Origin of the sequence: Vibrio sp. 10N.222.49.A3, assembly GCF_041475145.1 — a bacterium.
In the GTDB taxonomy this organism is placed as follows: domain Bacteria; phylum Pseudomonadota; class Gammaproteobacteria; order Enterobacterales; family Vibrionaceae; genus Vibrio; species Vibrio tasmaniensis_A.
In genome coordinates this window covers 1-2,756 of sequence record NZ_JBFRVM010000201.1, presented here as the reverse complement: position 1 = coordinate 2,756, position 2,756 = coordinate 1, and the positions used below count along the sequence as shown (strand labels likewise).

At 42.0% G+C, this 2,756-nt stretch carries 5 protein-coding genes; 3 read left to right on the top strand and 2 right to left on the bottom strand.

Annotation, left to right across the window (positions count from 1 at the left end; all coding sequences use genetic code 11):
* Positions 1 to 812, bottom strand: an 812-nt coding sequence (locus AB4589_RS22935) for a WYL domain-containing protein (protein WP_372101759.1), incomplete at its 3' end; no start/stop codon positions are given.
* A gap of 265 nt (positions 813 to 1,077) precedes the next feature.
* Between AB4589_RS22935 and AB4589_RS22930 the strand changes: the two genes are divergently transcribed.
* The 3 genes from AB4589_RS22930 (at position 1,078) to AB4589_RS22920 (ending at position 2,660) form a co-directional block, all read left to right on the top strand.
* Positions 1,078 to 1,344, top strand: coding sequence for a hypothetical protein (locus AB4589_RS22930; protein WP_280534526.1), 267 nt, complete (start codon positions 1,078 to 1,080; stop codon positions 1,342 to 1,344).
* Positions 1,345 to 1,641: 297 nt separating this feature from the next.
* Positions 1,642 to 1,836, top strand: a complete 195-nt coding sequence (locus tag AB4589_RS22925) for a hypothetical protein (RefSeq protein ID WP_132970415.1) — start codon at positions 1,642 to 1,644, stop codon at positions 1,834 to 1,836.
* Positions 1,837 to 2,297: 461 nt separating this feature from the next.
* Positions 2,298 to 2,660, top strand: a complete 363-nt coding sequence (locus AB4589_RS22920) for a hypothetical protein (RefSeq protein ID WP_372101757.1) — start codon at positions 2,298 to 2,300, stop codon at positions 2,658 to 2,660.
* A 13-nt stretch (positions 2,661 to 2,673) separates the two neighbouring features.
* On the opposite strand, the gene AB4589_RS22915 is transcribed toward AB4589_RS22920, so the two are convergent.
* A partial coding sequence (locus AB4589_RS22915) for an IS3 family transposase (RefSeq protein WP_372101758.1) occupies positions 2,674 to 2,756 on the bottom strand: 83 nt, incomplete at its 5' end.

The following is a 2,756-nucleotide window of genomic DNA, read 5'->3' as shown; positions in this document are numbered from 1 at the left end:
ACCTCTGCATGAGGTAGCCACGTTTTAAGTTGGCGTATTAACTCTGGAATGTTCTTGGTTTGGTGACTAATGAACACATCCCCCGAATCTAGTTCTTTCAACACTCTGAACTTATCGACATTACCTTCATTTAAGAATGCTTCGACCCTCTTAACGCTCATCTGTATAACCACTTCAACGGGATTGAGTAGTTCATCTTCATACCCACAACCTGTCAGCTTCTGCTCAACGCTAGAGTCAGGAGAGTATTTATCCTCGTAGCGCACTAACTCACGAATCTTAGCCACTCTGAGTGACTCTAGGCAGTTTCTGTGTGTCCCGACAATGAACCACAATCCACGTTCATTCAACAGTTTGTAGCTGTGGAACTCATCGTAGGTTTTCCCTTCATGGCTAAAGCTAATCACGTTTCGTCGTTGTATTGATTCGATAAGCTTCTCGAACACCGAAGCACATTCACTAATGTCCTCGACTTGTGGGTTCTTGAAGAGAAAGGGTGGGGTGGTTTTGTTGTTCAATACGCCATTGCTTAGATAGTGCTTACCTGAAAACAAAGTATCGAATCCCATGTTTAACAGCAGGAGAGATAGCTCGTTATTGGTCTGTCTGCCTAAGAACTTAGGGTCTAACGAGTAACAAGCACCGTCACGTTGTATAGGTAGGTAATTTAACCGTTCATTGAAGTCACGATTTAGCGTCCTTCTTGCTACCCCAAATTCACGACTTAAATCTTCTAGATGCAATTTCTCACCTGTATTTAAACGGGTAAGGATAATGCCAAGTCGTTTCGCTAGTTTGTCATGCTCTTTCATTCTACGCATTGTAGATAGGTCGCTCGTCAGGTGGTGTCGCACTGAGAAAGAACCTGATTATTTCTAGCTAATTTTCATAAGGTTACTGATATTGCTATAGCTTTCATTAGCTACCTCTAGGTATGCCTTACAAGACATTCATCAATCATTTCAATATTTCTACACCTAAGCGACACACCCTGTCGTTCACCCTCTTTAAACTAATCATCAATCACGTTAACGCCGTCTCTTATAAGCGGCGTCATTACGTATTTAAGGAAAAAAAATGAAAACATCAATCATCCTGCTAGGTCTAACTTCACTATTAGCATCTTCAGTATTTGCAGGTGGGACGTTCGGAGGTAATCCGGGCGATATCTCGAAAATGAAAGAACTGCTAGAGCCACAATGGAATGGTAAAGCAGGTATTCAGAACACATCATCTTACGGTGTCATCGTGCAATGGAAAGCGGATGTCTGCGGAACCATGAACGGTCATGTTACTGATGTAACTCAATGCGGCTCTGATACCCCGAAAGGTAAAGCACAATAAATTTTGTTGCGGAGCTTGGCTCACGATATCTCAGCTTCGAAATTGGAACTCTCTAGGCTGAGGTATCAATGAGCTCCGCAACACCCTAATCAACCAACAAGAAGGAGCCTTTACATGGCGATTAAATCAATAACAACATTAGTTACAACCTGTCCTGCATGTGGTGAACGTGCTTATGATGATGGTAGCTGTCAGGTGTGCGGTCATTCTCACTAAAACTGTATTGGTAAAAATCTATGGGGCGTATTCTTAATTGAGTACGCCCCTTTTTCATATCTATAGGAAAGGAGAATCGTGATGAAAGCATATGATCGAGTCATGCCTCAACAACGATGGTTTAAGCCAAGCGTTTCAACTGGATTGAAAGGAGCACAGTACGGGACGGCACTTGGATCGAGGTTTGGTCCTCAAGGTGTTGTGTTAGGTGGTGCAATTGGGTTTGTCAGTGGAGCTTTAATCGGTGGTGTTCTGGATGAGCTAGACGTTCTTTAATGATTGAAGAAGTGGGGGGTATCTCTGCTTCTTTTTTCTTACGTTGATGATTCAGAGTTCGTATTGACGACGGCTTCGATAGGTCGAGTTTAGCTAACATTAGAGATAAATTTCACAACCAGTGTTAGCAATGTAGAAGTGTTGCTGATGTTCGTTTCTTTATCTAGTCACGATGATTCACTTTGTCATTGCTGTGCTCATTCTGTTCTAAATTCAGCACTGTCCCATTGCACTAATATCAGGTTCTGAAATTAACGGTCTGGCACCAAAAAGTAGTCTTTTTCTATAGTCTTTTTCGACTTGAGTAAGCCCTTTAATCGATGTCACGCGCTCAGACACCTATATCGAAGGCCTTTACCGATTATCAAGTTTGCCTTGAATTTGAGAACTATACATTAACGGGACATTTTCGATATTTCGATTTTGTGCTGTCTTCAAAGCAACTAAATAAAGGTGAAAAAATGACACGTAAGACAAAGAAAAAGGGTTTTATCCAAGCCCCTGATGGAAGCTCTTTTGCAATGAAAGTAATTGCCTCGATTATCCGACTTGAAGACTTATTTATTCTTCTGGATGCGAAGGGACGACAAACCTCTTACACCAAGCTTTCAGAGAAAGAGGGTAGAACTGTTGCCGATGCTGATGCTTGTACTGATGAGGTGATCAACTCAGATAGCTTTATCAACCTAGGTAAAGGTAATCACGTTCGTTGTTCTACTATCGAGGCGGTCGAGACCTGTAATGGTCGAGATCATAAAGGAATTCTGTTTCGTGGTGAGGGTGACGTGATACTGGGTTTCCTACCTATGATCTGCTCCAGTTAGACTGGACACCGCATTAAGCGACATATTGTTTTTCAAAGTTAACTGGACTTAGATACCCAAGGGCACTGTGCCTTCTTGTTCGATTATAATCAACTT

What these genes read in the sequence shown, in the direction of transcription:
- AB4589_RS22920 (WP_372101757.1), top strand. Translation starts at nt 2,298, where the DNA reads ATGACACGTAAGACAAAGAAAAAGGGTTTTATCCAAGCCCCTGATGGA.
- AB4589_RS22930 (WP_280534526.1), top strand. Translation starts at nt 1,078, where the DNA reads ATGAAAACATCAATCATCCTGCTAGGTCTAACTTCACTATTAGCATCT.
- AB4589_RS22925 (WP_132970415.1), top strand. Translation starts at nt 1,642, where the DNA reads ATGAAAGCATATGATCGAGTCATGCCTCAACAACGATGGTTTAAGCCA.